Here is a 23391-nt window from a genome sequence, read left to right as displayed (position 1 = left end):
CTCTCCGGTATGGTCGTTTGTTGGTCGACCGACCGGCGGATGGAGCAGGTAGTGACAGCGGTGCAGCAGGACCAACGGACGGCAGGTGCCGGACCGAGGCCCGTCCCCGCTCCTTCCCGCACGTGGCGGCAGCGGGTGACCGAGCCGCTACGTGCGGTGCGGGAGGCCCCGCAGCGGCCGTTGCGCATGGCGCTGCTGGTGGCAGCGGTGTCGCTGCTCGGCTACGCCGTCGTCCGGCACTTCATCGGCACCTCGATGGTCGACATGATGGTGTACCGGGCCGAGGGCGCCGCCGTCGCCAACGGGCGCGACCTGTACGCGCTGCGGGTCACCCAGTGGAACCTCCCCGCCACCTACCCGCCCTTCGCCGCGATGCTCTTCGTGCCGACCACCTGGTTCGCCGTGAGCTTCCTGCGGGTGGCGATCACGATCGGCAATGTCGCGCTGCTGGGGCTGACCGCGCTGCTGGCGTTCCGGCTGGTCGGCTGGCCGCGCCGGGAGGTCCGTCCGGTCGGGGTGGTGCTGGTCGCCGGGCTCGGCGTCTGGCTGGAGCCGGTGTTCACGACGCTGCGGTACGGCCAGATCAACCTGATCCTGGTCTGCCTGGTGCTCTGGGACCTGACCCGCTCCGACGGCCACCGCTGGAAGGGCGTCGGGATCGGCATCGCGGCCGGGATGAAGCTCACGCCGGGCCTCTTCGCGGTCTACCTGCTGATCACCGGCCGGGTCCGGGCCGCCTTCGTGGCCGGCTTCACCTTCCTCGTCACCTTCGCCATCGGCGGCGCGGTGCTGCCCAGCGCCACGTACGGGTTCTGGACCAAGTACCTCTACGACTCCTCGCGGGTCGGCAAGACCTACATCGTCGACAACCAGTCGCTGCGCGGGGTCGCCGCCCGCTTCCTGCACCTAGCGGACCCGGGGACGGCCGCCACGCTGCTGGCCGCGCTCGTCGCGGTGGGCGGGCTGGCCACCGCCGCCTGGGCCTACCGCAGCGCGCGCTGGCTGCCGCGGGCGGAGGCGTGGGGCGTCTGCTGCGCGGCGATCACCGCGGTGCTGATCTCGCCGATCAGCTGGACCCACCACTGGGTGTGGTGCGTGCCGGTGCTCGTGCTGCTGGCGGCGGAGGCCGCGCACGAGCGCTCGCGGCCGGCCGCGGTGCGGCGGGCGCGCTGGCGGGTGATCTTCGGTGCGACGGCGCTGGCGTTCTGCTCCTTCTCGATGTGGCTGGTGCCGCACAAGGGCCTGACCAACCTGCAGATGGGGCTGCTCAAGCAGATCCCGGCGGGCATGTACCCGCTGGTCGGGATCTGCTTCATCGTGCTCACCGCGCTGCGGGTCCGGGCGCGGCGGCTGGCCGCGGGCGAGCCGCTGGGACGCCTGCCGCGCCAGAGCGAGCGGGTGGAGGCTCAGCGCACCCCCGCGGCGCGCTGACGCTCCCTGCCCGTACCGGACCGCTGCCGTCGCCGCTCGCGTCACGCCAGCAGCTCGGCGAGCGAGCTGTCGAGGTCCAGCACACCCAGCTCGCTGCCCGGGGGCACCAGCCGGTGCGCCCGCTCCAGCCATGCGGCGACCGCCGGCAGCGGCGCCTCCAGCAGTGCGTCACCGGCCGGCGAGGTCAGCGCGAGGCACAGCACGCTGCGCCGGCCGGCCCGGGTCGGCCAGACCCGCACGTCGCCCTGCCCGCACGGGCGGAACGTTCCCTCGACCAGCAGTTCCCGTGAGAACACCCAGGTCACCGGGGTCCCGGTGTCGAGGTGGAAGGTGATGTGGACGGCGTACGGGTCGTGACTCCCGTACGAGAGTCGGGCCGGGACGGGCACGCTGCGCTCGGGGGAGAGCACCAGGTTCAGTTCGAGCTCGTGCTCGACCACGCTCAGCCGGCGGTCCATGATCGGGTTCCTCTCTGTCCTGCTCGGGCCTTTCCGAAGGCCTTGTCACCATGGAGAGTGCGGGGAGGGGTGGTTCTTACACACCTTCTCGGGCCGGATTTCACGGCGCGGTTCCACAGCGCGGGACGCGGACAGCCGTCAGCAGACAGCCAAGCGTGCCGAGCGCTCGGGCGTCCCGTGAATCGACAACTTCCGTCCGGGCGAGCCCGGAGGCACTACCCTTTGTGACTGTCCGGCGACGTGGCGTGTGTCCCGTCGGCTGTGCACAGGAGAGTAGATCTGAATGTCGGACCAGACCTCGGTCGGCGGTGCGGACACGGCCGTCGTCCCCTCGCCCGGTTACTACCCGGACCCGTCGGTCCCGGGGTTCGTGCGCTACTGGAACGGCGGCGCCTGGGTGCCCGGTACCAGCAGGGCGGCGCCTGCGGCGGGTGAGGTGCTGGAGGTGCCGCGGTTCGCGGTGCGGCCGAACCCGCGGCCGAACGCGCGGTACATCCCGCCGCCGGTGGCGATGCCGGCCGCGCAGGGCCCGGTCGCGCAGGGTGCGGTCGCGCAGGTTGCGGAGACCGGGCCGGTGTTCCTGGACCAGACGTCGGCGGGGGCGTCGTTCGCCATAGCGCCGCAGCCGGTGGAGGCGTCGTCGTCCTCCGCCTGGCGGGCGGATCCGCAGGCGCAGCGCGGGCTGATGGAGACGGGGTCGGCGCCGCGGTGGGTGTCGTGGGGCATCCCGGAGGGGGGCGAGGCGGCTGCCCCCGCACCCGCTCCTGCTCCGGCTGCTGCTCCGGTGCCTGCTGTCGTCCCCGTGCCTGCGCCCGCGCCGGTGCCCGTGTCCGTGCCCGCGCCTGTCTCCGCGGCTCTTCCCGCGTTGCGGAAGTCGGCCGAGCCGACTTCCGGGTCTAGTGGTGGGTCCGGTGGCCGGTCCGGGGGCGGCGCGGCGGCCGCCGTGCATCGCAAGCGCTCGTCCGCCGTCGAACGGCGCACCCCCGCGCGGCCCGTCCCCGCGCGGGCGGCGGGGCTCGGACGGCGGGCGGCCGCGCAGCTGCTGGACAGCGTGGTGCTCGTCGCCGTCGGTGCGGCGACCGTGCTCCCGTTCCTCGCCGACACCGAGGGACGCATCCAGGCCAGGGTGGCCCAGGCGCGTGCCGCCAGCCTGCTGACCGGGCATGAGGTGCAGGTGTGGCTGCTCGACGGCGTGGTGGTCGGACGGCTCGTGCTGCTGCTGGGCGTCCTGCTGATCGCGGGCTTCCTCGGCGAGGTGCTCCCGACCGCCCGCACCGGCCGGACGCTGGGCAAGCGGCTGCTCGGCCTGCGAGTCGTCGCAGCGGACGCCCGCCGACCGCCGGCACTGGGGCGTTCGCTGCTCCGATGGCTGGTCAGGCAGCTGTCGATGCTGACGATCGTCGGCCTGTTCGCCCTACTGTTCAGCGCGTTGTCCGACCGTCAGGCGCGGCGAGGCTGGCACGACCGGGCCGCCGGTACCAAGGTGGTCGAGGGGCGCCTGGACAAAACGGGCTAAATATCAGCACATCATAGTATTTACGGTGATCTACTCTCAGCATGAGCACCTATGACCCCTCGGATCCCGAGCCGGAGGGGGGCGGCAAGCCCCCCTCCGACAAGCAGCCGCCGTTCGACACGCCGCCCCCGTCCGCTGAGCCGTTCGGCGGCGGCCCGCCCTACGGCGTGCGGCCCGGGGGCCCGTACGACGGCAGCCCCGGATACGGCCCGTCCGGCCGCGGCGCGCCGACCAACGGCGCCGTGCCTGGGATGCCGCCGCTCGGCAGGTGGTTCAACCGGATCGTGGCCCGGCTGATCGACTACGTGCTCATCCAGATCGTCGCCCTGCTGCTGATCCTGCCGTTCACCGGTTTCGGCAACCGGAACGGTTGGACCGGTAGCGTCTGGCTCTTCTACGCCCTCTATCTGGTCTACGAGGGCGTGATGCTCTCCCGGGACGGCCAGACCCTGGGCAAGAAGGTGATGAACGTCCGGGTCGCCATGCTGATCGACGGGAGCGAGCCGGTCGGCTCGGCCGGCTGGACGCGGGCCGTGGTGTACACGCTGCCCGCGGTGCTGTGCTGCGGCCTGTGGTGGGTGGCAGACGGCATGTTCGGAGTCTTCGACAAGCCGTACCAGCAGTGCGTCCACGACAAGGCGGCGAAGACCGTGGTGGTGTCCACGGTGTGACGCGCGTTGCTCAGAGACGGTGAGCGTAGTCCGCCGAGGGGGCGGCGGGTGCGGGCGCGGGAGTGGGTGCGGGTGCGGCGGGAGTGGGTGCGGCGGCGGGAGTGCTGCGCCGGGGGGAGGTGAGGGTGGCGGCCAGCGTGCCGACGGCCACCGAGAGCGCCACCAGCAGCGCGATCTCGGGGAACCCGGTGGCGCCGGACACCGCCAGCAGGAGCAGCGCGGTGGCGACGACGGTGCAGGTGCCGGTGCAGACCCTGGCGGCGAGTGAATGCGGCATGGCGGACCGTCCTTCGCGCATCGGTGGACCGGAGCTGAACTGCTTCTCAGGAGTCTTACCCCGTAGGTGAGTTCGGTAAGTTCAGCCTAACCGGGCATATGCGGGGGGCACAGGGGGCGCATGGACTCATGGCCCGCGCGGCTGTGTCGGCGGATACGGTGATCAGCGATGACGCACCGTTCATTCCTGGGGGACTCCATGGCCGACCATGACCGCCGTCCGTTGATCAGCCCGATCGAGCCGGCCGACTGGCCGCGCACCGAGGAGCAGGCCGTCGCCGAGCAACTGAGGCTGCGTGCGCTGGTCGAGCCGTACGGGTCGCTGTCGCTGGGCAATCCGGGTGAATCAGGTGAATCGGGTGAATCGGGGGCGACTGATCAGGCTCTGCTGGTGGCCGGCGTGGACGTGGCGTACGACGACGAGCGTGACGTCGTCGCGGCGGCGGCCGTACTGCTCGACCTGCGCACGCTGGAGGTGGTCGAGGAGGCCACCGCCGTCGGCCGGATCGCCTTCCCGTACGTCCCCGGCCTGCTGGCCTTCCGCGAACTCCCCGCCGTGATCGACGCGTTGGCCGCCCTGGAGCGTCTCCCCGACCTGGTGGTCTGCGACGGCTACGGCGTGGCGCACCCGAGGCGGCTCGGCCTGGCCAGCCACCTCGGCGTGCTGACCGGTCTGCGGACGCTGGGTGTGGCCAAGACCCCGTTCACCTTCAGCCACCAACTCCCGGGCGCGGCAAGGGGTGAGTGGTCACCGCTGGTGGACGAGGCGACCGGCGAGGAGGTGGGCCGGGCCCTGCGCACCCGCCCCGGGGTGAAGCCGGTGTTCGTCTCGGTCGGTCACCGGATCGGGCTCCCCGAGGCGGTCGAGTGCGTCCTGGCTCTCACCCCCGCCTACCGGCTGCCGGAGACCACGCGTCGCGCGGATTCGTTGTGCCGCCGGGCACTTGGGGCATCAGTGGGGCGTTCTGACGGGGCATGACATGTGCTAGACATGGGAACGGAACTACGGAACCGAGGTGGGTGCGTTACCGGCAGTAGGGGAGGCGCGGGTCCGTGGCGGGTTCGGGTTCGGGCGTTGGGTCGGGCGTTGGATTGGGCGTTGGGTCCGGGTATCGGGTCGAGGTCGACAGCCTGCGGGCGTTCGCCGGCCAGGTGCGCGGCCTGCTGCAGGAGTTCCAGTCCACCGCGGATGGCGCAACCACACACGCCCGCACCGGAATCGGCCGCGGCTCGTTCGGCACCTTCGCCGAGGCGACCGCCATCCACGACCAGTACGAACTGATGCGCGACGGCCTACGCGACGTCCTCAACGCCCTGCAGGAGGCGATCGACGAGGCCCAGCGCAAGGCCGACCTCACCGCCGCCAACTACGAGGATCAGGAGCATCGGACGGCCCGGAGCCTCAGCCTCGCCTCGGACGGCTGGTCGGTGGGCAGCGCACCGTCGTCGCCGCCGACGCCCACACCCCCGGGCCCGGCCTACGGTGTCGGCTCCGACACTGGCTCCGGTTCTGGCTCAGGAACCGGCAGGCCCGCCAGTCCGCCACCCGGCACCGGTGCGGACGGCAACGGCGGTGTGGTACAGCCGACATGGTGACCGGTCCGGGGGCGACCAAGGCGGGAGGCCTGCGAGCATGAGCTCCGACATCACCGACTTCAACAGCTACAGCCACAGCGCCCTGCGCACGATGGCCCAGGCCCTGAACCCCGGCGACGTGATGTCCGCCAGCGACCCCTGGCGCCGAGCAGCCGCCACCCTGAAGCAGATCCGCACCGCCCTCGACACCGCCTCCGGCGACGCGACGGACGCGTGGGAAGGCACCACCAGCAACGCCTTCTACGAGAAGATGACCAAGCTCGCCAACAGCGTCAACAACACCGCCGCCTACGCCAACGACGCCGCCAGCACCCTGGCCATGATGTCCGACGCCATCGCCCAGGCCAAGCGCGAGATGCCCGAGGAACCCGGCTTCCTCGCCCAAGTGGCCAACGCGATCTCGGACACCGCCCAGTCAGCGGTAGGCATCGACGACGACAGCACCGAGATCCCCCTCGCCGACCGAAGGAAGGCCGAGGCGGTGGCAGTGATGCAGACCCTGGCGAACAAGTACCGGGCCTCGACACAGGTCCTGAAGCCTCCACCGATGACATCCCCTGAGGAGGTCGATGCGGTTCCGCCGCCTGATACCACGAGCTCGGCCGCCGTCGGCGCGCTCGTCATGGGTGCGGGGCTCGGGGCCATCGGCGGCTACTCCTTTCCGGCGCAGGGCGGTTATGGCCCTGAGTCCCGGGCGCTGGGCTCGGATGCACAGCACTCACCGGCGGTGGTCACCCGCTCCGATGCCATCACCGATCCGGGGATCAGCGGTGGCATCGCCCAAGCGGCCCCTAGGCCGCCCAGACCTGTAGGTGTCGGTGTCAGGCCTGCCCCAGGGACGACGCTTGACGGGGCGATCGCTCCCGCGGCTGCACCGCGTCCGACCTGGGCTGCGACTTCAGTAGGAGCCGGAGCGGCAGCCACTGGGACGGGTGACGGTGTGCGGTTCCCGGCGGCCGTGGGACTGGGGCTGATCCCTGGTGAAGCGGCTGGAGTTCCTGCACGTGGCGTCGGATCGGCCGACTTCTTGGGCGAACCGCAGGGTAAGGGAGCAGGCGCTGTCGACGAACCCCGCGGCCGTCAGAAGGCGTTCACCGAAGGTGGTACTGGCTTGGGCGCCCGTGGACGCGCGCAGGACGCGCGGAGCGAAGGCGACCCGCAGCGCGTCGGGTACCTTCCTGGCAGCACGAAGGACGAACGAAAGAAGAACCGTCGCGCAGGAAAGCGGGCCGACTATCTCGTCGAGGACGAGCAGACCTGGAATCCCGATCAGCGAGTCAATCCGACCGTGGTGGAATGAGTGCGGGGCAATCGCTCCGAGGAGTGGAGCGACCGGGAATGACGACCAGCCGGCCGGTACGAGCCACGGCCGTCCTTGTGGCGAGCTTGCTGCTGTGGGGAGTTGGCACGGGTCCGGCTGCCGCTGACGATATCCGTACTCAGCAATGGGCGTTGCAGGCCTACAAGGCTGAGAGTGACGTCTGGCCGATCAGTCGGGGCGATGGGGTAACGGTTGCTGTGCTGGACAGTGGGGTCTTTGCCGCCCATCAGGACCTGACGGGTCAGGTCAGCGCGGGCGGAGACTTCTCAGGCAGCCACACGGATGGTCGAGTTGACACGGTCGGCCACGGAACCAGCATGGCCGGGCTGATCGCCGGGCATGGGCACGGTGACCAGGCCGGGGTCATGGGGCTCGCACCCGATGCGAAGATCCTGCCAGTACGCATCGCCCTGACCGCGGACGGGGATTTCGGATCCACCGCCGAGCAGTCGGGTTTTGCGGAGGCTCTGCGCTATGCCGTCGACCATGGTGCGAAGGTCGTCAATATGTCCTTCGGCGCCGGTGAGCTCCGCTCGGATGCTGCCGCGCGGGAAGCGGTCAGCTACGCAGTGAGCCGGGATGTTGTTCTGGTCGCGGCGACGGGAAACCTGGGGAATATCGCAGGTGCGCCGATCGAGTACCCCGCAGCGTTTCCTGGTGTGGTGGCGGTAGGCGCGATCGACCGTCAGGGAAATATCTGGGCAAGGTCGGTCTGTGGGCCAGAAATCACGCTGGTGGCGCCCGGAGTGGATATTCGCAGCACAGGAAGCAATGCTTCTGATGATTACCGCTATGCGGATGGCACCTCCGATGCCACCGCCTACGTTTCCGCCATTGCCGCGCTGGTTCGCTCCAAGTACCCTGCGCTCTCCGCTGGGCAGGTCATCAGGCGGATGATCACTACGGCTGCTGCGCCTCCGGATGGGAGCAGGGTGCCCAATGACCGCTATGGCTACGGCATTGCGTCGCCGTCCAAGGCGTTGGCGCCGAATCCCGGGGTTGATGGTGGGGCTCGGGAGAATCCGTTGCTGGGGAGGGTGGAGTCGCAGGGGGCGCCTTCGGGGCAGGGGCAGGGGCAGGGGCAGGTGCAGGTACAGGTGCCGGTTGCGGGGGTGGTGGTGAGGGGGGAGGGGGTTTCGGGGTGGTTGTACGGTGTTGGTGGGGTGGTGGTTGTGCTGGTCGGGCTGGGGGGCGTGCTCCTGGTTCGCCGTGTGCGCCACGGTAGCTCGTCCTACTGATGCCGTCTTACGGGGAGTCGATGTGTCCGACTGCTTCAGCTGTGCCAATACCGCGGTGCTGTCCGAGCTTCCGCCGCGTGAGTTGATCGGTGTGGATGAGCACTGGCGGGTGGCGTATGCGGTGAACTGCTCGCTGCCGGGGTGGTTGGTGCTGGTGCCGCGCCGGCATGTGACGCGGGTGGCCGAGCTGACGGATGCGGAGGCGGCGGGGCTGGGGCTGTGGCAGGTGCGGCTGTCGCGGGCGTTGGAGGCGGTCACGGGGTGCGAGAAGACGTACGTGGCGCAGTTCGGCGAGGCTCCCGGGTTCGGGCATGTGCACTTCCACCTCGTGCCGCGCTCGGCCGACCTCGCGGCGGAGCTGCGCGGGCCCGGGGTGTTCGCGCACTTGGCCGCCGCTGGGTCGGTGGACGAGGCGGCGATGGACGAGGCGGCGATGGACGAGCTCGCCGTCCGGTTGCGCGCCCGGCTTGAGGAGAGTGCTGGGCAGCGGGACTGACCATCCCGCAGGGGGCGGAGGCGCAGTGCCGGGAGTTCTGGGGCGACGTGCTGGGGATGGTGGAGGTGGTGAAGCCGCCCGTGCTGGCGGCGCGGGGCGGCTGCTGGTTCCGGGCGGACGGGTTGGAGGTGCACCTGGGGGTGGAGGCGGAGTTCGCCCCGGCGCGCAAGGCGCACCCGGGCATCCTGGTGAACGGGCTGCCCGCGCTGGCGCAGCGCTTGGAGTCGCACGGGCATCCGGTGCGGTGGGACGACGGGTTCCCTGGGCAGTTCCTGGAGCCGCGCCCGGCGAGCTAGAGCGCGGTCACTCCCAGGCGGGCAGTCCGTGCGGGTGGGCCTCGGCGAGGACGAGCGGTGCGCCGGCGCCCAGGCGGGCGACCAGCTGGAAGCGGTACTGCTGCTGGTCGCCCGCCCGGTGCGGCTCGAAGGCGAGGTGGGCGAACGGGGCCTGCGCGCTGCTCTCGGCGCTCTCGGCCCGCAGGCGGTCCAACTCCACCTCCACCAGCGCCCATTCCTCCGTGGGCACGTACTGCCGCATGATCGAGTGCCAGACCACGGTGAGGGCGCCGGGGACCACGTGCACCTCGCGCAGGAAGTCGGCTGCGCCGACTTCCGCGACCGTTGCGGGCAGCTTGGCGGCGACCTCCAGTGCGCCGTCCAGCCGGGCCGCGCGGGCGGCCTGGTCGGCCCAGATGTAGGCGCGCAGGGCCAGGGCGCCTTCGGGGGAGAGCGGGTCGATGGGGGTGAGGTCGCAGCCGTGCCGCTCGGTCACGGTGAGCCGGGGGTGCTCGGCGGCGGCGCTGGTCAGCCAGCCGGGGGCGCCGTCGCGCCAGGCGTCGGTGAGCCGGACGGGGGAGTCGGCGGGGCCGACGTCCAGGCCGGTGGCGGTGCAGCGGAAGGCGTCGGCGCGCAGGTTGAGGCCCGCGCTGGAGCCGAGCTCGAAGAGCCGGACGGGCAGCGGGTACTCGGCGGCGGCGCGCAGCAGCCCGGTGATCAGCAGGTTGGCCCGGCCGACCTCGTTGGTCTGCGGCGGGCGGGTCATCCAGTCCTGCACCCACGGCAGTTCGGCGGCGACGGTGGCCCGGAAGGCGGGCCAGGGCGCCTCGGGGTGCTGCGGGTCGAAGCTGCCGCCCACGCTCGGGTAGTAGGCGGCCAGCGCGTCCGCCCGGCCGGTGAGGACCAGCGCGTGCACCGCTCCCATCAGCCGCAGCGCGATCGCGTCCGGCCCCGGCGCGTCCTCGTGGCCGGCGATGGCCGCCGCGCACGGGCCGCCGTCCAGCACGTCCTGCGCGGCACGGCGCAGCAGGGCGGCGTACAGCGGCGAGTCGAGGGAAGCGCAGGCTTCGGCCTGGATGTTGATCATGGCTGCAGCGTGGGTGACGGACAACGGGGCCTCCGTGGTACAGGAGTGACGTGGTGCGACGAGGCGAGGTGAGGCGAGCGGGCGGCTGATCAGGAGGCGGCGGCGCCCGCCAGTTCGCGGGCCTCCAGGTAGGCATGGACCACCGCCATGCCGTACACCGGCTGGATCAGCTGCTGGCCCTTGAAGAACGGCCGGGCCGGCGCGAAGCCGGCCGCGATCACCAGGTCCCGGATCTCCGCTATCTCCGCCTCGCTGCGTGCGGTGAAGCGGACCTCCCACCCCTTCTTGTACGCAGTGCCCTGCTCACCCGTGCGACGGGCGGGGTCGGGGCGCCGTACGTAGCCCGGCAGCCGGCCCATGCGCAGCTGTGCGGCGCTCAGACCTGATGTCTCGTCATGTGGCATGAGCTGATCGTAGGCAATTGCTGTGGCGGCGGTGCCAGGAGGTGCTCAACCGGCAACGTGGCCCAGGTCACACTGCGTTCTGTGCGGCGAGCGCCCGCAGCGCGGTGCGCTGGGTGTACGCGAGCAGGGCGACCGTGATGGCTCCCATGGCGACCGCGAAGACCAGGTGGCCGGCCGTGGAGGTCGCCGCCATGCCGAGTGCGCCGAGCACGAAGTGGCTGCCCAGGCGCAGGGCGAGGAGGCCGAAGGCGACCTTGCGGGTCTCCTTGCCGCGCCACAGCGCCCTGGCGAGCCGCAGGCGCTTGCGCATCATGGTGAGCGAGAGCGTGATGTTGAGGATCACCAGCGCCACCAGGGCGGGCCAGACCTGCGGGTAGGCCTTCAGCAGGTCGTAGGCGGAGGCGAACAGGGCCTCGAAGCCGAAGAACCAGACCGGGAGCTTCAGCTCCTCGGGGTCGAGAGCGGCCTTGGTGTCGGTGCTGGTGTCGGTGCTGGTGTCGGTGCTGGTGTTGGTGTTGCTCATGGTGGATCCGTCCCCCGTGCAGGTCTCCCCGGCCTCGCGCCCCTCGCCCCGCCGGTGAGCTCCATTCTGCCGCCCGCGATTCCCCCGCCGACAGGGTGTTCGATCATTGCTCGCTGGTGACAGGTGTCATGCCGACGCGAGTGCTTTGCTGCCCATTACTCCGTCTGGGTGAGGGTATGAAGACTTTAGTGCGGGACCGTCCCGATTCGACGACGGTTCAGTAACGGTGCGTCAGGTTGCGAATGCGGCGACCGGGTGACTGGGGAGGGTTGTCGCATGAGCTACCAGATGCCCTCCCCGGCCCCCTCGCTCGAAGAGCTGGCCCGCCGCCAGCAGAACGTGATCACCGCAAGTCAGTTGCGAGCGCGCGGAGTTCCGGCTCGCCTGGTGAGCGGGCACTGCCGCCGCGGCGGCCCGTGGCAGCGGCTGCTGCCCCGGGTCTACCTGCTGCAGGAGAACGCTCCCACCCCGGAGCAGCGGATGTGGGCCGCGCTGCTCTACGCGGCCCAGAACGGGCGCGAGGAGGGCCGCCGGGAGAGCGCGGTGATCACCGGCGCGGCGGCCCTGGCGCTCTATGGCTTCACCGCGGTGCCCCGGCTGCCGGCCGTCACCGGCGTGCAGGTCCTGGTGCCCCGCCAGCGCCGGTTGCGCGATGTCGGCGAGGTCCGGATCCAGCGCACCGAACGGGAGTTGGAGGCCCGCGAGGTGCACGGCCTGGCCTGCGCGCCGGTGCCCAGGGCGGTCGCGGACGCGCTGCGCGACTGGACGGACAGCGGCGCGCTGGAGGCCGGCCTGATCGGTCCGGGCGTGCTGCGCTCGGTGCTGCGCGAGGCCGTCGCGGCTCCGATGACGGGGGAGCGGCCCGCCTGCGCGCTGTCCGAGCTGGTCGCCGAGCTGCGCGAGGCGGACCTGGTCGAGGTGCCCAGGATCCGCGCCGCGCTGGACGAACTGCTGGCGTTCGAGCGGGAGTTCCTGCTCGGTCAGCTGCTCGGGCTGACGGCCGACCTGCAGCTGCCCGACCCGCTCGTCGGCCCCGAGCTGCGGATGCGCGGCGGGACCTTCGTCGCCGTACCGGATCTCTACTGGCCGCAGGCGGCGGTGGCCATCGAGGTCGACTCGGGCCTGCGCTGCGTCAGCGAGGGCGAGGCGGCCTGGGTGCGGACCGGGCAGCACCGGATGGAGTACCTCGGCATCCGGGTGGTCTACCTCAGCGGCGACCGGCTGGCCGCCGCGCCCGAGGCGGTCGGCGCGGAGCTGCGGGAGGCGTTCCTGCTCGGCGGCGACGACGTGGTGGAGCTGCTCGTCACGCAGGACTGACCGCAGGAGTGACCGCAGGACCGAAGGCCTAGCCGAGCACCGGAGTGCCGGACAACTCGACTCCCGCAGCCCGCAGTTCCTCCAGCGCCGCCTCGGTGGTCCCGGCCGCCACCCCCGCAGTGAGGTCGAGCAGGACGCGGGTGGCGAAGCCCTCACGGGCGGCGTCCAGCGCGGTGGCCCGCACACAGTGGTCGGTGGCGATGCCGACCAGGTCCACCGCGGTGACCGAGCGGGCCCGCAGCCACTCGGCGAGCGTGCGGCCGTTCTCGTCGAACCCCTCGAACCCGCTGTACGCGGCGCTGTACGCGCCCTTGTCGAAGACCGCCTCGATCGCGCCGGAGGTGACCGACGGCGCGAAGTTGGGGTGGAAGCCGACCCCCTCCGTCCCCGCCACGCAGTGCACCGGCCAGCTGTCGACGAAGTCCGGTTCGGCGGAGAAGTGCGCCCCCGGGTCCAGGTGGTGGTCCCTGGTGGCCAGGATGTGCGTGTACGCGTCCCGGCTGGTGGCGATCAGCTCGGTGATCGCAGCCGCCACCTCGGCCCCGCCGGCGACGGGGAGGCTGCCGCCCTCGCAGAAGTCGTTCTGCACATCGATGACGATCAGGGCCCGGTGCATGGCTGGCTTCCTCGCTGGCAGTGGGGGACGGGGTGAGGTGAGGCCACTCTAAGGAGTGCCGGTGACAGGCGGAAGGGGCGGCTCCCGATGCTCGCGAAGCGACGCGACGCGGCGAAACGACGCGGCGAAGCAGCAGGCCGGCTCAGTGCGCCAGCAGCTCGGTGGCGAGCACCGGCTCGCCCTTGGAGAGCTGGGTGGCGGACAGCGGCAGGCCGGCGCGCGCGCGCAGGTGGCGCTCGCGCGCGGCGGCCAGCGGCTCGCGCCCGACCACCTCGCCGCCTTGCACCAGCGGGACGTGCAGGCTGTGCTCGGCCAGCTCGGCGGGCAGCGCGCCGACGCCGACCACCTCGCTCTCGGCCACCCCGTCGCGGTCCAGTCGCCGGGCGGCCCATTTGCGCCCGCCCACGCTGGTCTTGCCGCCCGCCGACCGCTTGGCCACCGGGACCAGCGGCGCCTTCGGGTCGGCCGAGGCGCCCCGGGCGACCAGCTTGTAGACCATCGCGCAGGTCGGGTGGCCGCTGCCGGTGACCAGGCTGGTGCCGACCCCGTAGCCGTCCACCGGCGCCGCGGCCAGGGCGGCGATCGCGTACTCGTCGAGGTCGGAGGTGACGATGATCCGGGTCTTGTGGGCGCCCAGGTCGTCCAGTTGGCGGCGGACCCGGTGGGCCAGCAGGGTGAGGTCGCCGGAGTCGATGCGGACGGCGCCGAGCTCGGGTCCGGCCACCTCGACGGCGGTCCGGACGGCCTCGGCGAGGTCGTAGGTGTCCACCAGCAGGGTGGTGCCCAGGCCCATCGAGGCGAGCTGGGCGGTGAAGGCGTCCCGCTCGCTGTCGTGCAGCAGGGTGAAGGCGTGCGCGGCCGTGCCGGTGGTCGGGATGCCGTACGTGAAGCCCGCCTCCAGGTCCGAGGTGGCGGCGAAACCGGCGATGTAGGCGGCCCGGGCGGCGGCCACCGCCGCGCCCTCGTGGGCCCGCCGGGCGCCCATCTCGATGCACGGGCGCTCGCCCGCGGCGGCGGTCATCCGGGAGGCCGCGGCGGCGATCGCCGAGTCGTGGTTGAGGATCGAGAGGATCACCGTCTCCAGGATCACCGCCTCGGCGAAGCTGCCCTCGACGGTCAGCAGCGGCGAGCCGGGGAAGTAGACCTCGCCCTCGGGGTAGCCGTGGATGTCGCCGCAGAAGCGGTAGTCGGCCAGCCAGCGCAGGGTCTCCTCGTCCACCACGTTCTGGTCGGACAGCCAGTCCAGTTGGAGGCTGCTGAAGCGGAAGTTCTCCACGGCGTCCAGCACCCGGCCGGTGCCGGCCAGCACGCCGTAGCGGCGGCCGTCGGGCAGGCGCCGGGTGAAGACCTCGAAGACCGAGCGGCGGTGCGCCGCCCCGCTGCGCAGTGCCGCCTGCAGCATGGTCAGCTCGTAGCGGTCGGTGAGCAGCGCGGTCGAACCGGCTGGCGGCTGGGTGGGCGCGGCCGACTGCGCCGCGAATGCCTTGGCGTCCATGGAGCTGATGCTACTACGACTTAGCGTCAGTCTGACGATTTCTCTGGGCGATGTCGTCCGGTGGGTCCCGTGGGGCGGAATCGCTCCGGGATCGCCCGGATGGCAGCATGGGAGGTCAGAGGAGCCAATCACCCATGCCCAGCGAGGAGAGAGCGCCGTGAGCGTCGCGCCGGCCGAGATCGAACTCCCCGAGGCGGACAGCCTCCCGGTGGCGGAGCCGGACACGCCGTGGGTGACCATCGTCCACAACGACCCCGTCAACCTGATGAGCTACGTCCAGTACGTCTTCCAGGCCTACTTCGGCTACCCGAAGGACAAGGCCCGCCAGCTGATGATGGACGTCCACAGTCGGGGCCGCGCGGTGGTCTCCAGTGGCACCCGTGAGGAGATGGAACGGGACGTCCAGGCCATGCACGGCTACGGCTTGTGGGCCACCCTCCAGCACGACTGACCTCCAGCACGACTGACCGCCGCAGCCGCGGCACCGATGATGACTGACGAACCGGAACGGGTTGCTTAACGATGGCTGGGTTGTTCGAGGGGACCGGCGACGGCGGGGCGGCGATCGCCCTGGAGGAGCTGGAGGTCGCCATCCTCCGCTCGCTGGAGGTCCAGATGCTGGAGCTGATCGGCCCCGGCCCGGGCGGTGAGACCCAGGATCCGCTGGCCGCGCTCTTCGCCGACGGGCCCACCGAGGCCCCCGCCGACCCGGCGCTGGCCCGGCTCTTCCCCGACGCGTACGGCGAGCCCGGCGAGCCGGTGGACGCGCAGACCAGGGCGGCGGCCGGCGAGTTCCGCCGCTACACCGAGCTCGACCTGCGGGCCCGCAAGCGCGAGGACGCGCTGCTGGTGGTCCGCTCGCTGGACACCCTGGGCGGCGCCGGCGGGGTGGTGCGGGTGGCCGCCGAGGAGTGCCCGCGCTGGCTGTGCGCCATCAACGACCTGCGGCTCACCCTCGGCGCCCGGCTGGAGATCACCGAGGAGGACGAGCAGGGTCTCTACGACCTGCCGGACAGCGATCAGCGCAAGCCGCTGGTGATGGCCTACCTGTGGTTGGGCGCGATGCAGGAGTCTCTGCTGGAGGCGATGACCGGCTGACCGGTCCGCCCCGGTTTGCTCAAATAACGCTCAGATGTGCATTCCTGACCGTTTTCGCTGTGGTACGACGGTGCCCATGGCCGAGCAGACGTATGACGAAGTGGTGGACACCCGACCCGACGAGGAGGGCTACGCCCGCGGGTTGGGCAGTCGCCAGATCCAGATGATCGCGATCGGCGGTGCGATCGGCACCGGGCTCTTCCTGGGCGCCGGCACCGCGATCTCCAAGGCCGGGCCCAGCCTGATCCTGGCCTACGCGATCGCGGGCGCGGTGATCTTCGTGATCATGCGGGCGCTCGGCGAACTGCTCACCTACCGGCCGGTGGCGGGCAGTTTCAGCGAGTACGCGCGGGAGTTCCTCGGCCCCTTCGCGGGGTACGTCACCGGCTGGACGTACTGGCTCTTCTGGGTGGTCACCGGCATGGCCGAGACCACCGCGGCCGCCGTCTACGTGAAGTACTGGGCGCCGGGCATCCCGCAGTGGCTCAGCGCGCTCTGCTTCCTGCTGGTGCTCTACGCCGCCAACCTGATCTCGGTGAAGCTCTTCGGGGAGATCGAGTTCTGGTTCTCGATGGTCAAGGTGACGGCGATCATCGGGATGATCCTGATCGGGATCGGCGTGCTGACGCTGGGCTTCAGCAAGGCCGGTGAGACCGCGTCGGTCACCCACCTCTGGCAGGACGGCGGCTTCTTCCCCAAGGGCGTCGGGTCCACCCTGATGACCCTGCAGATCGTGATGTTCGCCTACCTGGGCGTCGAGTTGGTCGGCGTCACGGCGGGTGAGAGCGAGAACCCGGAGAAGACCCTGCCGCGGGCCATCAACACCCTGCCGCTGCGCATCGTGCTGTTCTACATCGGCTCGCTGACGGTGATCCTGGCCCTCGTGCCGTGGACGGAGTTCCAGCCCGGCGTCAGCCCGTTCGTCGCCGCGTTCGGCAAGGTGGGCATCCCGGCGGCGGCCGGCATCATCAACTTCGTGGTGCTCACGGCCGCGCTCTCCTCCTGCAACTCCGGCATGTACTCCACCGGGCGGATGCTGCGCGACCTGGCGATGCGCGGTCAGGCGCCGGGCCGGCTCACCGCGCTGAACAGCCGTCAGACCCCGGCCGCCGCGATCACCGCCTCCGCCGTGCTGATGGGTGCGGGCGTGCTGCTCAACGCGGTGGCGCCGGGCAAGGCCTTCATGTACATCACCGCGGTCGCCACCGTCTGCGGGGTCTGGACCTGGGCGGTCATCCTGATCTGCCAGATCCGCTACCGCACCGCCTGGCAGCGCGGCCACCTGCCGCCGCCGAGCTTCCGGGCCCCGGCCGGGTTGTGGAGCAGCTGGGCGGCGCTGGGCTTCCTCGGCCTGGTGGTGGTGCTGATCGCCTTCGACGCGGAGAACCGGATCTCGCTCTATGTCTTCCCGGTCTGGGCGGTGGTGCTGGTGATCGGCTATCAGGTGCTCAAGCGGATCAATCCGGAGGCCGTGCGGGAGGCGGCGCCCGAGCACCCGCGGGCCGAAATCCACTCCTAGGGCTCTGGCTATCCTGGCGCCATGCTGACCATCACCCGAGAGCTGCACGACGCGATCGTCGCCCACGCCCGTGCCGACCACCCGGACGAGGCCTGCGGGGTCGTCGCGGGCCCGGCCGGCAGCGGACGCCCCGAGCGGTTCATCCCGATGCTCAACGCGGCCCGCTCGCCCACCTTCTACGAGTTCGACTCCGCGGACCTGCTCAAGCTGTACCGCGACATGGACGACCGGGACGAGGAGCCCGTGGTCGTCTACCACTCGCACACCGCCACCGAGGCCTACCCCTCGCGCACCGACATCAGCTACGCCTCCGAGCCGAACGCCCACTACGTGCTGGTCTCGACGGCCGAGGGGACGGGGGCGGACGACCCGTTCCAGTTCCGTTCGTTCCGCATTGTGGACGGTGTGATCACAGAGGAAGACGTGGAGATCGTTGAGGCACCCTCCGCCTGACCGGACCTGGCCCGTCACCCTCCCACCCCGGCCTGCCGCCGCTGCGCGGCAGGCCGGTTCATCTCACTCCTCGATACGGAAACATCCACGCTGCGAGACGGGCATGACGGAACAGGGCCTGGAATCTATACGATGAGCCCATGCGTTCCCTCGATGTGAGCACCCAGGCCCCGGGCATTCGCCTCGTGGCGCGCCTGCACATCGACCTGTGCCGGCACGCCGCGGCGATCTGTCCCGACGCCGCCGCTCTGCGCTGAGCCTCCGCCGGCCGGCGCGGCACGACACCCCTTCCGCATCGCCCCCCGCCGCGCCCCTGCGGCCCCCTACCAACCTCCACAGGAGCGCAGCCATGGCCATCGAGGTCCGCATCCCGACCATCCTCCGCACCTACACCGACGGCGCCAAGGCCGTCGAGGGCAGTGCCGCCACCATCGGGCAGCTCTTCGCCGACCTGGACGTCCGCCACCCGGGCATCGCCGCCCGCCTGCTGGACGCGGGCGAGCTGCGCCGCTTCGTCAACGTCTACCTGAACGACGAGGACGTCCGCTTCCTGGACGGCATCGGCACCGAGGTCAAGGACGGCGACAGCGTCACCATCCTCCCCGCGGTCGCCGGCGGATCGAAGTAATGCGCTACGACAGCCCGCTGGAAGCCGTCGGCAACACCCCGCTGGTCCGGTTGCCCCGGCTGTCCGCCGCCGTCCCCGGCAACGAGGACGGGCAGGTCACGCTCTGGGCCAAGCTGGAGGACCGCAACCCGACCGGCTCGATCAAGGACCGCCCGGCCCTGCACATGATCGAGCGGGCCGAGGCGGCCGGCCGGCTCACGCCCGGCTGCACCATCCTGGAGCCCACCAGCGGCAACACCGGCATCTCGCTCGCCATGGCGGCCAAGCTCAAGGGCTACCGGATGGTCTGCGTGATGCCGGAGAACACCAGCGAGGAGCGGCGCGAGCTGCTGCGGATGTGGGGCGCGGAGATCATCGCCTCGCCCGCCGCGGGCGGTTCCAACACCGCGGTGCGGATCGCCAAGGAGATCGCCGCCGAGCACCCCGACTGGGTGATGCTCTACCAGTACGGCAACCCCGACAACGCCGGTGCGCACTACGCGGGCACCGGTCCGGAGATCCTCGCCGACCTGCCGACGATCACCCACTTCGTGGCGGGCCTGGGTACCACCGGCACCCTGATGGGCGTCGGCCGCTACCTGCGCGAGAAGGTCCCCGGCGTGCAGATCGTCGCCGCCGAGCCGCGCTACGACGACCTGGTCTACGGGCTGCGCAACCTCGACGAGGGCTTCGTCCCCGAGCTGTACGACGCCGACGTGCTCACCACCCGGTTCAGCGTCGGCTCGGCCGACGCCGTCCGCCGCACCCGCGAACTGCTGGCGCAGGAGGGCATCTTCGCCGGGGTCTCGACCGGTGCGATCCTGCACGCCGCGATCGGCGCCGCCCGTAAGGCCGCCGCCGCGGGCGAGCGCGCGGACGTGGTCTTCGTGGTCGCCGACGGCGGCTGGAAGTACCTCTCCACCGGCATCTACACCGCCGAGAGCACCGAGGCCGCCGTCGAGGCGCTGCAGGGCCAGCTCTGGGCCTGACCCCCCGCTAGACCCTCTGCTAGGCCCACTGGGCCCGTGCTCAGCGCACCGCGCGCTGGGTGCGGGCCCAGGTCTGCGCGTCGACCGGTCCGACCCGGCGGCGGAAGTGCGCCAGCGGCACATCGCGCAGCTCGTCCGTCTCCAGCCAGCTGGTACGGCCCTCCCGGTCGCCCACCGAGCCGGGCGGCAGGGCCAGCACGCCCGGGCGTTCCGCGTGGTGCTTGCTGGTGATCTTGACGACGGTGGCCGTCCGGCCGTCCACCCGCAGGACCAGGCACGGCCGGTCCTTGGCGCCCGGCCCGTCCTCGAACGGCACCTCGGCCCACCAGATCTCGCGCGGCGCCGGCCCGCCCGCCGGCGGCCGACCGGTGCCCGTGCCGGGCCGGACGGTGGTCGGCCGCTCGGCCGGGGAGCGCAGCGAGCGGACGACGGCGACGATGACGGCGATGACGATCGCCAGCGCTGCCAGGACCTCGGTCACGTGATTCATGTGCTGACCGTACCGGCTGTGACAGTCGGGGATTTATCCGTTTGCTGCTGCCGCTCTGTCACGGAACGACTACGGACCCCGTCGTGCGCCGGGCCTCCTCGTTGTGCCGGAAAAGCTGATCCCGCACCGGGCGTCCGGCCGACGGACCCTCGCGCCAGCCCTGGTCCGGCCCCGCCCGCGTGCTCCGCAGGTCCGAGTCACAGCCTCGGAAACCCTCGCCCGGAGGTGGCACCGTATGAGCCCACGCAGCACGGAAGAGTGGTCCTACGCCGAGATCGCCCGCCATATCGGCGTGCAACCCGACACTGTTCGCAACTACCGCCGGCATGGCCTGCTGCCCGACCCGGACTTCGTCGACGCCGAGGGACACCCGCGCTGGCAGGCCGACACCATCCGCGACTGGGCCCGCCGCCGACCCGGCCACCGCTGAGCCCTGGAGCGCCCGCCGATTGCCCGTCAGCCTTGCTCCGACCCCCTCGCCCCGTTCTGGTGATTCCAGCCACAGCGCGGCACGGGGACGGGGGCAAAGTGCCCCTCCGCCCTTACTCTCGACACGCGAACGCAGCACTTACCCGCCGGTGTGACCCGGCGGTAACCGGCGTGCGCGGTCCAGGATCCGGCGGAGGGGCTCGGGATGAAACTGACTGTGGTGGGGTGCTCGGGGACCTTCCCGTCCCCCGCTTCGCCGTGCTCCAGCTACCTGGTGGAGGCCGACGGCTTCCGGCTCGTGATCGACCTCGGCAACGGCGCGCTGGGCGCGCTGCAGAGCCATGTCGGCCTCTACGACGTGGACGCCGTCCTGCTCAGCCACCTGCACGCGGACCACTGCATCGACCTCTGTGCCTACTGGGTGGCCCGCTACTACCGCCAGGAGGGCTGCCCCGACCTGCTGCCGGTGTACGGCCCCGCGGACACCCCCGGCCGGCTCGCCCGGGCCTACGACATGCCCGAAGAGCCCGGCATGACCGAGGTCTTCGACTTCCACACGCTGACCCCCGGCACCTTCCGGCTCGGCCCGCTGACCGTCACCGCCGTCCAGGTCAACCACCCGGTGGAGGCGTACGCCTTCCGGATCGACCACGACGGCCGCTCGCTGGTCTACTCCGGCGACACGGGCGAGTGCCCCGCCCTGGTGGAGCTCGCCCGCGACACCGACCTCTTCTTGTGCGAGGCGGCTTTCACGGACGGCAAGGAGACCTTCCAGTCCATCCACCTCAACGGCCGCGAGGCGGGCGAGCACGCCGCGGCCGCCGGGGCCGCTCGGCTGGTGCTCACCCACATCCCGCCGTGGACCGACCCCGACCGCAACCTGCGCGACGCCGAGGCCGCCTACGCCGGCCCGGTCGAGGTCGCCAAGGCCGGTGCGGTGTACGAGATCTGACGATCAGCCGAGACGACAACGAGGACGAGGCACCGACCCCGCCGGGTCGGTGCCTCGTCCTCGTTCCCGCGGCCTGCTCAGGCCTTGGTGAGGTCCTCGAGCTCCGCGAGTTCCTCGTCGCTCTCGCGCCCGGGGGTCTTGAGGTTGAACTTGGTGATCGCGAACCGGAAGACGAAGTAGTAGATCGCCGCGAAGACCAGGCCGATCGGGATGACCAGCCACTGCCGGCTGCCATGGCTCCAGCCGAGCGCGAGGTCGATCAGGCCGGCCGAGAAGGTGAAGCCGAGGTGCACACCCAGCCCCCAGGTGACCGCCAGCGAGACGGCGGTCAGCACCGCGTGGATCGCGTAGAGCACCGGGGCGATGAAGACGAACGCGAACTCGATCGGCTCGGTCACGCCGGTCACGAACGAGGTCAGCGCCAGCGACATCATCATGCCGGTGACGGCCTTGCGGCGCTCGGGGCGGGCGCAGTGCGCGATGGCCAGGGCGGCGGCGGGGAGCGCGAACATCATGATCGGGAAGAAGCCCGCCATGAACTGGCCCGCGTGCGGGTCGCCGGCCAGGTAGCGGGTCATGTCGCCGTGCACGATCGTGCCGTCCGGCTTGGTGTAGTCACCGGCCTGGAGCCAGGCGTAGGAGTTCACGAACTGGTGCATGCCGATCGGCAGCAGACCGCGGTTGACCAGGCCGAACGCCCCGGCGCCCAGGGCACCGGCGCCGATCAGGGTGTTGTTCAGGTGACCGATGGCGTTGCCGACCGGACCCCAGAACTGCACGGCCAGCACGCCGACCCCGGTGCCCACGAACGCCATGATGATCGGCACGAGCCGGCGGCCGTTGAAGAAGCCGAGCCAGTCGACCAGCCGGGTGCGGTGGAAGCGCTGCCACAGCACGGCGCTGAGCAGGCCGATCACGATGCCGCCGAGCACGCCGGGGTTCTGGTAGGTGGCCTCGACCACCTTGCCGTCGGCCAGGTGCGCCTGGGTGATCGGGAAGGCCTGCAGGACCTTGTAGTAGACCAGGAAGCCGACCACGGCGGCCAGCGCGGTCGAGCCGTCCGCCTTCTTGGCGAAGCCGATCGCGATGCCGACGGCGAACAGCAGCGGCAGGCCGAGGCCGGTGTCCAGCAGCGCGCCGCCGGCCGCCGCGAACACCGAGGCGACCTTGTCCCAGCCGAGGCCGTCCTTGCCGAACACGTCGTCCTGACCCAGCCGGAGTAGCAGTCCGGCGGCCGGCAGGACGGCGATCGGCAGCTGGAGGCTGCGGCCCATCTTCTGCATGCCCTGCAGCGTGCTCTGACCGAGTTTTCTCGCTGCCGAGGGTTCCGGCGACGAGGCGGGCGCCGGTGCCTGCGCAGTCGTACTCATGGGGGGGTGGTTCCTAACGGCAGGGCGGGTCGGTCGGGAATCGGGCCTGGTCCGACGCGCGAACTGGTCTACACCACTAGTGGTGTAGACCAGTTTTGTAGCACGGTCCCAGGAGGCCGGGGAACCCCCGGCGGCCCCGCAGGTGGGAAGCGCTATGAAATCGAAACCTTGTTGAGGATTAACGATCTTTGCGATCCATTGGTCTACACCACCAAAGTGCCATTCCTGTGTAACACGTACGCTGCCGGGGTCAAAAATCTCCGGCCGCCATCCCGGTGATCGGGATCGAGGTCACGTTTTTGGCGTAGGGCCGCGACTGGTGTAGACCAGTTGTGACAGGTCCCGCGTGCCGCCGGATCCACGTCGGATCCACGTCGGAACTGGTCCGAACGTGGATAGACGTGGCGGAACGGAACGAACCGGGCGATGCTGGTCGCGCCGGAACCCACCCGGCCGCTGAGCCCGCGTCACCGCAGCGCCACCACAAGGCACCTCACACCTTACGGAGAAAGCATGGCCAGCAAGGCTGAGAAGATCGTCGCCGGTCTCGGCGGTATCGAGAACATCGAGGAGGTCGAGGGCTGCATCACGCGCCTGCGCACCGAGGTGAACGACGCCTCCCTCGTCGATGAGGCCGCCCTCAAGGCCGCCGGCGCCCACGGGGTCGTCAAGATGGGCACCGCGATCCAGGTCGTCATCGGCACCGACGCCGACCCGATCGCCTCCGAGATCGAGGACATGATGTGACCTCCGCCTGAGCGCAG

General features: G+C 71.2%; 30 protein-coding genes and 1 pseudogene. 21 read left to right on the top strand and 10 right to left on the bottom strand.

The window, feature by feature from the left end:
* The first annotated feature begins 135 nt into the window (after positions 1-135).
* Positions 136-1431, top strand: a complete 1296-nt coding sequence (locus tag P3T34_RS14745; protein WP_280666499.1) for a glycosyltransferase 87 family protein — start codon at positions 136-138, stop codon at positions 1429-1431.
* Between the two features lie 41 nt (positions 1432-1472).
* On the opposite strand, the gene P3T34_RS14740 is transcribed toward P3T34_RS14745, so the two are convergent.
* Positions 1473-1889, bottom strand: a complete 417-nt coding sequence (locus P3T34_RS14740; RefSeq protein ID WP_280666498.1) for an SsgA family sporulation/cell division regulator — start codon at positions 1887-1889, stop codon at positions 1473-1475.
* 283 nt (positions 1890-2172) lie between these two features.
* Here P3T34_RS14740 and P3T34_RS14735 point away from each other — a divergent pair.
* Positions 2173-2274, top strand: a pseudogene (locus P3T34_RS14735) (DUF2510 domain-containing protein); the annotation flags it as partial.
* Here the strand turns inward: P3T34_RS14735 and P3T34_RS14730 are convergent.
* Positions 2265-2615, bottom strand: a complete 351-nt coding sequence (locus P3T34_RS14730) for a hypothetical protein (RefSeq protein ID WP_280672675.1) — start codon at positions 2613-2615, stop codon at positions 2265-2267. The pseudogene P3T34_RS14735 and the gene P3T34_RS14730 overlap by 10 nt on opposite strands.
* Positions 2616-2832: 217 nt before the next feature.
* On the opposite strand from P3T34_RS14730, the gene P3T34_RS14725 reads away from it, so the two are divergent.
* Positions 2833-3405, top strand: coding sequence for an RDD family protein (locus tag P3T34_RS14725; protein ID WP_280672094.1), 573 nt, complete (start codon positions 2833-2835; stop codon positions 3403-3405).
* Between the two features lie 41 nt (positions 3406-3446).
* The gene (locus P3T34_RS14720) at positions 3447-4076 is read left to right on the top strand and encodes an RDD family protein (RefSeq protein WP_280666497.1); all 630 of its coding nucleotides are present in this window, start codon (positions 3447-3449) and stop codon (positions 4074-4076) included.
* 10 nt (positions 4077-4086) lie between these two features.
* On the opposite strand, the gene P3T34_RS14715 is transcribed toward P3T34_RS14720, so the two are convergent.
* Positions 4087-4353, bottom strand: coding sequence for a hypothetical protein (locus P3T34_RS14715; protein ID WP_280666496.1), 267 nt, complete (start codon positions 4351-4353; stop codon positions 4087-4089).
* Positions 4354-4551: 198 nt separating this feature from the next.
* Between P3T34_RS14715 and P3T34_RS14710 the strand changes: the two genes are divergently transcribed.
* The 6 genes from P3T34_RS14710 to P3T34_RS14685 all read left to right on the top strand — a co-directional run bounded on the left by P3T34_RS14710 (position 4552) and on the right by P3T34_RS14685 (position 9299).
* Complete coding sequence (locus P3T34_RS14710) at positions 4552-5331, top strand: endonuclease V (RefSeq protein ID WP_280672092.1); 780 nt, start codon at positions 4552-4554, stop codon at positions 5329-5331.
* Between the two features lie 113 nt (positions 5332-5444).
* Positions 5445-5948 carry a hypothetical protein gene (locus P3T34_RS14705; protein WP_280666495.1) on the top strand — a complete coding sequence of 168 codons (504 nt, stop codon included), beginning with the start codon at positions 5445-5447 and terminating at the stop codon, positions 5946-5948.
* A 37-nt stretch (positions 5949-5985) separates the two neighbouring features.
* Complete coding sequence (locus P3T34_RS14700) at positions 5986-7248, top strand: WXG100 family type VII secretion target (RefSeq protein WP_280666494.1); 1263 nt, start codon at positions 5986-5988, stop codon at positions 7246-7248.
* A 38-nt stretch (positions 7249-7286) separates the two neighbouring features.
* Entirely contained in the window at positions 7287-8507 is a 1221-nt protein-coding gene (mycP, locus tag P3T34_RS14695) for a type VII secretion-associated serine protease mycosin (protein WP_280666493.1), read from the top strand.
* 55 nt (positions 8508-8562) lie between these two features.
* A complete protein-coding gene (locus P3T34_RS14690; protein ID WP_280666492.1) occupies positions 8563-9003 on the top strand; it encodes an HIT family protein in 441 nt (146 codons plus the stop codon).
* A gap of 65 nt (positions 9004-9068) precedes the next feature.
* Complete coding sequence (locus P3T34_RS14685; protein ID WP_280666491.1) at positions 9069-9299, top strand: hypothetical protein; 231 nt, start codon at positions 9069-9071, stop codon at positions 9297-9299.
* Positions 9300-9306: 7 nt separating this feature from the next.
* On the opposite strand, the gene P3T34_RS14680 is transcribed toward P3T34_RS14685, so the two are convergent.
* From P3T34_RS14680 to P3T34_RS14670, 3 genes are all read right to left on the bottom strand, one after another.
* On the bottom strand, positions 9307-10365 hold the full coding sequence (locus tag P3T34_RS14680; protein ID WP_280666490.1) for a DUF2332 domain-containing protein: 1059 nt from the start codon (positions 10363-10365) through the stop codon (positions 9307-9309).
* 89 nt (positions 10366-10454) lie between these two features.
* Positions 10455-10769 (bottom strand): hypothetical protein, encoded by a 315-nt coding sequence (locus P3T34_RS14675; RefSeq protein WP_280666489.1) that lies wholly within the window; start codon positions 10767-10769, stop codon positions 10455-10457.
* Positions 10770-10836: 67 nt separating this feature from the next.
* On the bottom strand, positions 10837-11292 hold the full coding sequence (locus tag P3T34_RS14670) for a hypothetical protein (RefSeq protein ID WP_280666488.1): 456 nt from the start codon (positions 11290-11292) through the stop codon (positions 10837-10839).
* A gap of 276 nt (positions 11293-11568) precedes the next feature.
* Between P3T34_RS14670 and P3T34_RS14665 the strand changes: the two genes are divergently transcribed.
* Complete coding sequence (locus tag P3T34_RS14665; protein WP_280666487.1) at positions 11569-12609, top strand: hypothetical protein; 1041 nt, start codon at positions 11569-11571, stop codon at positions 12607-12609.
* Positions 12610-12637: 28 nt separating this feature from the next.
* Here the strand turns inward: P3T34_RS14665 and P3T34_RS14660 are convergent, their stop codons facing one another.
* Entirely contained in the window at positions 12638-13225 is a 588-nt protein-coding gene (locus P3T34_RS14660) for an isochorismatase family protein (RefSeq protein ID WP_280666486.1), read from the bottom strand.
* 142 nt (positions 13226-13367) lie between these two features.
* Entirely contained in the window at positions 13368-14720 is a 1353-nt protein-coding gene (locus P3T34_RS14655; RefSeq protein WP_280666485.1) for a nicotinate phosphoribosyltransferase, read from the bottom strand.
* Positions 14721-14877: 157 nt separating this feature from the next.
* Between P3T34_RS14655 and clpS the strand changes: the two genes are divergently transcribed.
* The 7 genes from clpS (at position 14878) to P3T34_RS14625 (ending at position 19386) form a co-directional block, all read left to right on the top strand.
* Positions 14878-15171, top strand: a complete 294-nt coding sequence (gene clpS / locus P3T34_RS14650) for an ATP-dependent Clp protease adapter ClpS (RefSeq protein WP_280666484.1) — start codon at positions 14878-14880, stop codon at positions 15169-15171.
* 71 nt (positions 15172-15242) lie between these two features.
* Complete coding sequence (locus tag P3T34_RS14645) at positions 15243-15818, top strand: DUF2017 domain-containing protein (protein ID WP_280666483.1); 576 nt, start codon at positions 15243-15245, stop codon at positions 15816-15818.
* Positions 15819-15894: 76 nt separating this feature from the next.
* Positions 15895-17337, top strand: a complete 1443-nt coding sequence (locus tag P3T34_RS14640) for an amino acid permease (protein WP_280666482.1) — start codon at positions 15895-15897, stop codon at positions 17335-17337.
* A gap of 21 nt (positions 17338-17358) precedes the next feature.
* Positions 17359-17790 (top strand): M67 family metallopeptidase, encoded by a 432-nt coding sequence (locus P3T34_RS14635; protein WP_280666481.1) that lies wholly within the window; start codon positions 17359-17361, stop codon positions 17788-17790.
* A gap of 140 nt (positions 17791-17930) precedes the next feature.
* Entirely contained in the window at positions 17931-18047 is a 117-nt protein-coding gene (locus P3T34_RS39920; RefSeq protein ID WP_348533274.1) for a putative leader peptide, read from the top strand.
* Between the two features lie 92 nt (positions 18048-18139).
* Positions 18140-18418 (top strand): MoaD/ThiS family protein, encoded by a 279-nt coding sequence (locus P3T34_RS14630; RefSeq protein ID WP_280666480.1) that lies wholly within the window; start codon positions 18140-18142, stop codon positions 18416-18418.
* A complete protein-coding gene (locus tag P3T34_RS14625; protein ID WP_280666479.1) occupies positions 18418-19386 on the top strand; it encodes a cysteine synthase in 969 nt (322 codons plus the stop codon). The genes P3T34_RS14630 and P3T34_RS14625 overlap by 1 nt, the downstream gene beginning before the upstream one ends.
* A gap of 40 nt (positions 19387-19426) precedes the next feature.
* Here P3T34_RS14625 and P3T34_RS14620 read toward each other — a convergent pair whose 3' ends face one another.
* A complete protein-coding gene (locus P3T34_RS14620; RefSeq protein WP_280666478.1) occupies positions 19427-19876 on the bottom strand; it encodes a type II toxin-antitoxin system PemK/MazF family toxin in 450 nt (149 codons plus the stop codon).
* A 235-nt stretch (positions 19877-20111) separates the two neighbouring features.
* Between P3T34_RS14620 and P3T34_RS14615 the strand changes: the two genes are divergently transcribed.
* Entirely contained in the window at positions 20112-20306 is a 195-nt protein-coding gene (locus tag P3T34_RS14615) for a MerR family transcriptional regulator (RefSeq protein WP_280666477.1), read from the top strand.
* Positions 20307-20510: 204 nt separating this feature from the next.
* Positions 20511-21257 (top strand): MBL fold metallo-hydrolase, encoded by a 747-nt coding sequence (locus P3T34_RS14610; protein WP_280666476.1) that lies wholly within the window; start codon positions 20511-20513, stop codon positions 21255-21257.
* Positions 21258-21334: 77 nt separating this feature from the next.
* Here the strand turns inward: P3T34_RS14610 and P3T34_RS14605 are convergent, their stop codons facing one another.
* Positions 21335-22627, bottom strand: coding sequence for a PTS transporter subunit EIIC (locus tag P3T34_RS14605; RefSeq protein ID WP_280666475.1), 1293 nt, complete (start codon positions 22625-22627; stop codon positions 21335-21337).
* Positions 22628-23140: 513 nt separating this feature from the next.
* Here P3T34_RS14605 and P3T34_RS14600 point away from each other — a divergent pair.
* Positions 23141-23374, top strand: coding sequence for a PTS glucose/sucrose transporter subunit IIB (locus P3T34_RS14600; RefSeq protein ID WP_280666474.1), 234 nt, complete (start codon positions 23141-23143; stop codon positions 23372-23374).
* Positions 23375-23391: the final 17 nt, after the last annotated feature.

The sequence above is a fragment of the Kitasatospora sp. MAP12-44 genome, from assembly GCF_029892095.1.
Taxonomy (GTDB): Bacteria; Actinomycetota; Actinomycetes; order Streptomycetales; family Streptomycetaceae; genus Kitasatospora.
The sequence above is the reverse complement of the archived record's forward strand: the minus strand, read 5'-3'. Positions and strand labels throughout refer to the sequence as shown.

Excerpts from the sequence above, each read along its gene's own strand:
- P3T34_RS14740 (WP_280666498.1), bottom strand. The coding sequence starts at position 1,889 with ATGGACCGCCGGCTGAGCGTGGTCGAGCACGAGCTCGAACTGAACCTG.
- P3T34_RS14715 (WP_280666496.1), bottom strand. The coding sequence starts at position 4,353 with ATGCCGCATTCACTCGCCGCCAGGGTCTGCACCGGCACCTGCACCGTC.
- P3T34_RS14660 (WP_280666486.1), bottom strand. The coding sequence starts at position 13,225 with ATGCACCGGGCCCTGATCGTCATCGATGTGCAGAACGACTTCTGCGAG.
- P3T34_RS14700 (WP_280666494.1), top strand. The coding sequence starts at position 5,986 with ATGAGCTCCGACATCACCGACTTCAACAGCTACAGCCACAGCGCCCTG.
- P3T34_RS14600 (WP_280666474.1), top strand. The coding sequence starts at position 23,141 with ATGGCCAGCAAGGCTGAGAAGATCGTCGCCGGTCTCGGCGGTATCGAG.
- P3T34_RS14720 (WP_280666497.1), top strand. The coding sequence starts at position 3,447 with ATGAGCACCTATGACCCCTCGGATCCCGAGCCGGAGGGGGGCGGCAAG.
- P3T34_RS14665 (WP_280666487.1), top strand. The coding sequence starts at position 11,569 with ATGAGCTACCAGATGCCCTCCCCGGCCCCCTCGCTCGAAGAGCTGGCC.
- P3T34_RS14635 (WP_280666481.1), top strand. The coding sequence starts at position 17,359 with ATGCTGACCATCACCCGAGAGCTGCACGACGCGATCGTCGCCCACGCC.
- P3T34_RS14630 (WP_280666480.1), top strand. The coding sequence starts at position 18,140 with ATGGCCATCGAGGTCCGCATCCCGACCATCCTCCGCACCTACACCGAC.
- P3T34_RS14625 (WP_280666479.1), top strand. The coding sequence starts at position 18,418 with ATGCGCTACGACAGCCCGCTGGAAGCCGTCGGCAACACCCCGCTGGTC.
- P3T34_RS14730 (WP_280672675.1), bottom strand. The coding sequence starts at position 2,615 with ATGCCCCACGACACCCACCGCGGCGCCGACCCCGTCTCCATCAGCCCG.
- P3T34_RS14680 (WP_280666490.1), bottom strand. The coding sequence starts at position 10,365 with ATGATCAACATCCAGGCCGAAGCCTGCGCTTCCCTCGACTCGCCGCTG.
- P3T34_RS14655 (WP_280666485.1), bottom strand. The coding sequence starts at position 14,720 with ATGGACGCCAAGGCATTCGCGGCGCAGTCGGCCGCGCCCACCCAGCCG.
- P3T34_RS14610 (WP_280666476.1), top strand. The coding sequence starts at position 20,511 with ATGAAACTGACTGTGGTGGGGTGCTCGGGGACCTTCCCGTCCCCCGCT.
- mycP (WP_280666493.1), top strand. The coding sequence starts at position 7,287 with ATGACGACCAGCCGGCCGGTACGAGCCACGGCCGTCCTTGTGGCGAGC.
- P3T34_RS39920 (WP_348533274.1), top strand. The coding sequence starts at position 17,931 with ATGCGTTCCCTCGATGTGAGCACCCAGGCCCCGGGCATTCGCCTCGTG.
- P3T34_RS14605 (WP_280666475.1), bottom strand. The coding sequence starts at position 22,627 with ATGAGTACGACTGCGCAGGCACCGGCGCCCGCCTCGTCGCCGGAACCC.
- P3T34_RS14615 (WP_280666477.1), top strand. The coding sequence starts at position 20,112 with ATGAGCCCACGCAGCACGGAAGAGTGGTCCTACGCCGAGATCGCCCGC.
- P3T34_RS14645 (WP_280666483.1), top strand. The coding sequence starts at position 15,243 with ATGGCTGGGTTGTTCGAGGGGACCGGCGACGGCGGGGCGGCGATCGCC.
- P3T34_RS14710 (WP_280672092.1), top strand. The coding sequence starts at position 4,552 with ATGGCCGACCATGACCGCCGTCCGTTGATCAGCCCGATCGAGCCGGCC.
- P3T34_RS14670 (WP_280666488.1), bottom strand. The coding sequence starts at position 11,292 with ATGAGCAACACCAACACCAGCACCGACACCAGCACCGACACCAGCACC.
- P3T34_RS14640 (WP_280666482.1), top strand. The coding sequence starts at position 15,895 with ATGGCCGAGCAGACGTATGACGAAGTGGTGGACACCCGACCCGACGAG.
- P3T34_RS14675 (WP_280666489.1), bottom strand. The coding sequence starts at position 10,769 with ATGCCACATGACGAGACATCAGGTCTGAGCGCCGCACAGCTGCGCATG.
- P3T34_RS14620 (WP_280666478.1), bottom strand. The coding sequence starts at position 19,876 with ATGAATCACGTGACCGAGGTCCTGGCAGCGCTGGCGATCGTCATCGCC.